This is a genomic window from Bacteroides sp. UBA939, from assembly GCF_002293435.1.
GTDB lineage: Bacteria > Bacteroidota > Bacteroidia > Bacteroidales > Bacteroidaceae > Bacteroides.
This window is the reverse complement of sequence record NZ_DBDF01000011.1, coordinates 1-6,702: the sequence shown is the minus strand read 5'-3', so window position 1 is coordinate 6,702 and position 6,702 is coordinate 1. Positions and strand designations below refer to the sequence as shown.

General features: G+C 46.4%; 5 protein-coding genes. 3 read left to right on the top strand and 2 right to left on the bottom strand.

Going from position 1 to position 6,702, the window contains the following annotated elements:
* Positions 1 to 133 precede the first annotated feature (133 nt).
* A complete protein-coding gene (locus tag B2Z67_RS00910; protein WP_291527937.1) occupies positions 134 to 712 on the bottom strand; it encodes an epoxyqueuosine reductase QueH in 579 nt (192 codons plus the stop codon).
* A 15-nt stretch (positions 713 to 727) separates the two neighbouring features.
* Complete coding sequence (locus B2Z67_RS00905) at positions 728 to 1,912, bottom strand: DUF5009 domain-containing protein (protein WP_291527935.1); 1,185 nt, start codon at positions 1,910 to 1,912, stop codon at positions 728 to 730.
* A 64-nt stretch (positions 1,913 to 1,976) separates the two neighbouring features.
* Here B2Z67_RS00905 and B2Z67_RS00900 point away from each other — a divergent pair, with 64 nt between their 5' ends.
* The 3 genes from B2Z67_RS00900 (at position 1,977) to B2Z67_RS00890 (ending at position 6,511) form a co-directional block, all read left to right on the top strand.
* Entirely contained in the window at positions 1,977 to 3,569 is a 1,593-nt protein-coding gene (locus B2Z67_RS00900) for a DUF6377 domain-containing protein (RefSeq protein WP_291527934.1), read from the top strand.
* Positions 3,570 to 3,756: 187 nt separating this feature from the next.
* Positions 3,757 to 5,226, top strand: coding sequence for a glycoside hydrolase family 30 protein (locus B2Z67_RS00895; protein ID WP_291527933.1), 1,470 nt, complete (start codon positions 3,757 to 3,759; stop codon positions 5,224 to 5,226).
* 28 nt (positions 5,227 to 5,254) lie between these two features.
* Positions 5,255 to 6,511, top strand: coding sequence for a glycoside hydrolase family 5 protein (locus B2Z67_RS00890; protein ID WP_291527932.1), 1,257 nt, complete (start codon positions 5,255 to 5,257; stop codon positions 6,509 to 6,511).
* The last annotated feature ends 191 nt before the right edge of the window (positions 6,512 to 6,702 follow it).

Genomic DNA, 6,702 nt, shown 5'->3' with positions numbered 1-6,702 from the left:
AGGAGAATAGAGATAGTTTTGATAATCATCGGCTTCGCTAATCATTTAGCTTATTCCTATACACTTTATATATTCATTTTGATGCGCTCGCCCTGTTTAATTATTGTTACAGTGCTTCTATTCCTTTCCGGTGTCAGCGCTCTGTTCTTGCTTGCATACTGAACTCGCATCCGCAATATTGTTGATTGTAAAAGTTGAATTCTTTAAGGAGTTCATTTCTCCGGTTTTGCAGTCCGCCTTTCCTCCAGTTTTGTTCCCAATAAGTAGTGCCGGGATACAGGGAGGCGGCACGCTGTCCTGCCCGGTTTATTTGTTCCAGGTTTTTCCAGCGGGAAGAAGCAAGGGTAGTGGTAAAAAGAGTGAAACCATGTTCTGAGGCATAACGGGCAGTTTCGGTCAGCCGGTGAATAAAGCATTTCAGGCAACGGTTGCCGCGCTCAGGCTCATTTTCCATGCCCGACATGCACGAACGCCATGCCGGATAGTCATAATCGGCGTCAATGAAATCAAGTCCCAAGCCTTGGACATAACGGATGGCTTCCGCCTTCCGGATTTCATATTCCGCCCGGGGATAGATATTGGGGTTGTAATAGAATACGGTGGGACGGATGCCGTTGGCGAGCAGGCATTCGATAATAGCGGAGGAACAAGGTGCGCAACAGGAATGAAGCAGCACCTTGTTCTCGTTGTTGGGAGTTTGGAGCTTCACGATAATCTTATCGTTTTTCTATACTTTCAACTTTATTTTAGCCTTCACCAGCAGCCCTGTCAGCAGAACAATGACGAGGGAGAATATAAGCGACCGTAGCAATCCGGGGACACCGGCGCCAAGCACTTCGGGATAATACCAGCCTAAGAGTTGCTGTACCGAATACCATAGGTACGGAATGATGTAACACGTCAGCGTTGCCGTTCCGGCAGGTTTGATAATATTGAACCAGGACGTTTTGTCTTTCACGTCCGTCAACCAATAGAACAACCCGAAGAGGGGGAAGAACATGGCAAGGCAATAGAATAACCAGCTTGGAGTGGCCAGTATCTTGGAGATTATCCAGTGAGGATGTGTACAAAGCGCAGCGATAAGCATAACAATGCCCAGTACGAAGAGCATAACGATAAACTTGCGCGGATGCTCACGGTCGGCGTATTTCTGCATTAACATGGAAGTAAGCAGTCCCGACATGCCGAATGCATGCAGCGTCCAGTCACTCGGAATGAAAGGTAACAGGATGATTCGCGTACCATATCCTCCCGGTATCAGGTCTGAGTGGCTGATTACGGCGAGCAGTACAACTACCGCCCATGCAATGATATTCTTCTTAAGACTTTCGCGCGTGAAAAGGTAGATGCCAGCGCATACGACATACGTCCATCCGATAAGTCCCAGGATGCCCCACCAGCCTTGATGGAACGGTTCGCCGTTCAGATCCTTATATAGGACAAGGAAAGCCAGCAGAGCGACTCCGGCTACCTTCATCGCGGTGAACAGGTGCTTTTTTGAGCCTTCTGCCTTCGGATAGACTGCCCAGGTCAGGAAGAATCCTACAACCATAAGAATGGAGAACCATTGATGGGAAAGTCCACCCTCGATGCCTCCACTGTTAAGTGTAAACAATCCCATTGCTACCAGCGCAACCGTACGCCAGAAAATGTGGGCGATGACCTGCAGCGTGGTGTCTCCCTTCCGGTAACGATTCTGAATGGCATACGAAACAGACATTCCCATACAGAACAGGAATGCCGGGAAAATAGTATCGGAAAATCCCAGCATGTCTTCGTCTATTTTGGCATGCATAAGCCAGTAGGGGACATTTTTTAAACCGGGAATGTCGTTCACAAAGAGCATAAGGAACATGGTGAGTGCGCGGAATACATCGACAGCGGCTACTCGTTGCGGAGCTAAGTTTTTCATGATTATGATAGAATTGGGGGTTAAAGCCACAAATATAGGAAACAAATTCTTTATATTTGTCCCCATGAAGACAAAATTGCTGATATTTTTAGGATTAGCCTTGATAAGCGTACATGTAATGGAGGTACAAGCCGGTACATATACTGCCCTCGACTGGTCTGCGGCCCTCGACGAAGCTGTCGGTGAGCATAAGAAATATGTGGCAATCCGGGAGGAGCGCATTGAAAGATTGCGGCGGCAATTGTCGCAGGCTGATCCGGAAACGAGAGACTACTTCCGCTTGAATGAGAATCTATATGCTGAGTATAGAGCTTATGTATGCGATTCGGCGCTTCATTATCTTAATCATAACCTGCATTGGGCTATTGGACATGGAGAGTGGGAAGCGGTGGACAATACCCGTATCCGGCGGGCGCATCTGATGTCTGCCTCGGGCATGTATAAAGAAGCTGCCGAAGACCTGGAGATGGTAAACCGTTCCGGACTTTCTGCCCGCTTGTTGCCGGATTATTATGAATGTTATCGCCTTTTATACCGCGAACTGGGGATGTACACGCAGGATATTTACCGGAAGAAGCATTATCATGACCTGTCCGCCGGTTATGAAGATTCATTGATTCGGATACTTCCTCCGGTGTCCTCACTTTACCGGGAGCGTAAGGAAAGGCGCGAAGTTGTTGCCGGCAACCTGGACGAGGCATTACGGATAAATGATACCCGCCTTTCGGGCGTCAATCGTGATACTCCCGAATATGCGTTGATTACCTATCACCGTTCATTGATTTATCATTCCCTGGGCGACCGTGAAGAAGAAAAGCGCTACTTGGCTCTATCTGCTTTGACCGATATCCGCCTTGCGATTACCGACCATGCTTCCCTGTGGAATCTGGCTCAACTGCTTTATGAAGAAGGGGATATTGAGAGGGCTTACCGGTATATGCGCTTTTCGTGGAACGAAACCAATCGTTATAATGCCCGTAGCCGCAGTCTGCAAACGGCGGGAATCCTGTCCCTTATAGACCTCACCTACCAGGCGATGCAGGAGAGGCAGAACGACCGGCTCCGCTTCTACCTTTGGATGATTAGTATCCTTTCTCTATTGCTGGTTATGGCAGTGGTTTGGATTTACTATCAAATGAGAAGGCTTGGCGTTGCCCGGAACAATCTTGAACAGGCTAATGAACAGCTACGGATGTCGAATCATATCAAGGAGGAATACATCGGGCGCTTCCTTAAACTTTGTTCCGCTTATATTGACCGCCTGGACGCGTATCGTCGTATGGTGAACAAGAAGATTTCGGGTGGGCAGACTGAGGAGTTGTTGAAAATGGTTCGTTCGCGTGATGTGCTTGATACCGACCTGAAAGAATTATATAATAACTTCGATACAGCCTTCCTGCATCTTTTCCCCGATTTCGTCAGGAAGTTTAATGAATTGCTGCAACCGGACGAGCGTATTATGCTTCGCAGGGGTGAGTTGCTGAATACCGAATTACGTATTTTTGCCCTGATACGTCTCGGCATTGACGATAGTTCGCAGATAGCCGAGTTCCTCCGCTACTCTGTGAATACAATCTATAATTATCGCGCCAAGGTGAAGAATAAAGCGTGCATCTCACGCGAAGACTTCGAAACACGTGTCATGGGGATACGTTGAGAGTGTGCCGGGCAACTGTTTGCCATCCACTTTTTCACTTTCTCACTCAATATATATGTATCTGTTTCTCAACGATATAATGTATAAATGGACTTCACCGTATCCACCTATTCCCGATATCGGGATACAGTGTAGCATTATCTTTCCTAACTTTGAAAGAGATTAATTAACCGTTAAATATCATACCATGAATTTTAAGTTATCTCTTTTAGTAGGATACTGCTTGTCGGTTGCAAGTATTGCGTGCGGTAGCAGTTCCGAATTTCAAGGTGAAGATGCGACAGAAAAAAAACGAGCGGATGTGTACATCACAACTGCCGATCGTCAACAAAACTTTAACCATACTACTCAAAAGCTTTCCCGGAAACCGGGAAATGAGTCGGTTATTACTGTGAACCGTGCCGTCCGTTACCAGGAGATGGATGGGTTTGGAGCTGCCGTAACAGGGTCTACCTGTTATAACCTGATGCAAATGTTGCCTGCCGACCGTGCCCGGTTTCTCAAAGAAACCTTCTCGGATAAAGACGGATTGGGCTTCAGCTATATCCGCATTTCCATAGGTTGCTCCGATTTCTCGTTGAGCGAATATACCTGCTGTGACACAAAAGGCATTGAAAACTTTGCCTTGCAAGCCGAAGAAACAGAATATGTAATACCTGTGCTGAAAGATATTCTTGCCATTAATCCGGCAATTAAAATAATGGGGTCACCGTGGACATGTCCCAAGTGGATGAAAGTGAACAATCTGGAAGAAAAACAGCCTTTTGACTCGTGGACAAGTGGACAACTGAATCCTGATTATTATCAGGATTACGCAACATACTTCGTGAAGTGGGTAGAGGCTTTCCGGAAAGAAGGTATCCGGATTTATTCGATTACACCCCAAAATGAGCCGTTGAATAGGGGCAATTCCGCTTCTTTGTTCATGGGTTGGAAGGAAGAACTGGTTTTTGTGAGAGATGCTCTTGGGCCTGCTTTCAAAGCTGCCGGACTGGATACGAAGATTTATGCCTTTGATCACAATTATAACTACGATAATATGGCGGACCAGAAAGAGTATCCCGTTAAGATGTACGACGATGAAGTGACTGCTTCTTTTCTGACCGGGGCTGCCTATCATAATTATGGCGGCAGGCGAGAAGAGTTGAATACCATTCATCAGAAGCGTCCCGATAAGGAACTTGTATTCACCGAAACGTCTATCGGCATGTGGAATGATGGACGTAACCTGGAAAAGCGTCTGATGGAAGACATGCGCGAAGTTGCCCTCGGCACGGTAAACAACTGGTGTAGAGGGGTTATCGTATGGAACCTGATGCTTGACAATGAACGCGGCCCCTGGCGTGAGGGTGGTTGCAAGACTTGCTACGGCGCTGTCGATATCAATCGTGAGGATTACAAGACCATTACCCGCAACTCGCACTATTACATCATTGGTCATTTGTCATCCGTGGTGAAGCCGGGTGCGGTACGCATTGAAAGTGGAGGAATCGCAGAGAAAGGATTGATGTACTCGGCATTCGAAAACACCGATGGAACCGTTGCTTTTGTACTGTTGAATGAAGGAACTGCGGAAGTAAAACTGACTGTGAACGATGGAAAGAACTACATTGACTGTGTGGTTCCGGCTAAAGCGGTCGCTTCTTATCGTTGGTAGAAATAAACAATCTTATATAAATAATACCATGTTGAAATCTATTTTTTGGGGTCTATCCCTCTTAGCAGCTTCCCTGATGTTGGGCAGTTGCGGTGAAAAGGCAGAAAAAGGACAAATATCTGCCGGGTTTATAACCATTCAAGGGCAGGATTTGATAAAGCCCGATGGCACGAAACTGTTTATTATGGGTACCAATCTGGGTAATTGGCTGAATCCGGAGGGGTATATGTTCAAGTTCAATAAAACCAATTCAGGCCGTTTCATCAACGAGATGTTCAGTCAATTGGTGGGACCTGACTTCACTGCTGAATTCTGGAAAGCGTTTAAAGATAACTATATCACCGCTGAGGATGTCCGGTTTATCAAAGAAACGGGTGCGAATACAATCCGTCTTCCGTTCCATTATAAGCTGTTCACGGATGAGGATTTCATGGGATTAACCGTCAATCAGGATGGCTTTGCCCGTGTGGACAGTGTGGTGAAATGGTGTCGTGAGTCCGGGCTTTACCTCATTCTCGACATGCACGACGCTCCCGGCGGACAGACCGGAGACAATATCGACGATAGCTACGGATATCCCTGGTTGTTTGAAAGTGAGGCAAGCCGGCAATTGTATTGCGATATCTGGCGTAAGATTGCCGATTATTATAAGAATGAGCCGGTTATTCTGGGCTATGAGCTTTTCAATGAACCTATCGCTCCCTACTTTCCGGATATGGAAGAACTGAACGGCAAGCTGGAAGATGTGTACAAGAAAGGCGTAGCTGCCATTCGTGAGGTGGATAAGAATCATATCATCCTTCTGGGTGGTGCGCAATGGAACGGTAACTTCAAGCCATTCAAGGATTCTAAGTTTGACGATAAGATTATGTACACTTGCCACCGCTATGGGGGAGAACCTACGAAAGGCGCTATTCAGGCTATTATTAATTTTCGGGACAGTGTGAACTTGCCTATGTATATGGGTGAGATCGGGCATAATTCGGATGAATGGCAGGCTAACTTCTGTCAGACTATGCGTGAGAACAATATCGGTTACACTTTCTGGCCGTATAAGAAGATGGATGGTTCCTGTTTCATGGGCATTACTCCGCCGGAAAACTGGTCAAGTATCGTGTACTTCTCTGAGGCGCCGCGTTCAACGTATAAGGAAATACGTGATGCCCGTCCCGACCAGGCGATGGCGCGCCAGGTGATGATGGATTTCATCGAGGCGAGTAAATTCAAGAACTGTGTGGTTCAGGAAGGGTATATACAGTCGTTGGGAATGAAAAATAGTGATTAATGTTTAGTGATTAGTGTTTATCCTGCATTATTCATGCTTCAGGAGTTAGAGTAGTTAACGTAGTTATCAGCCAACAAGTTGGCTTAGGAGTTAAAGCCGATAGTGTTGTTATACGATTCACGGAGTATCTGCTTTAACCCCTTAACTCCTAACAAAGTGATAACGCCTTTAACTACAGCATGAATAATGCA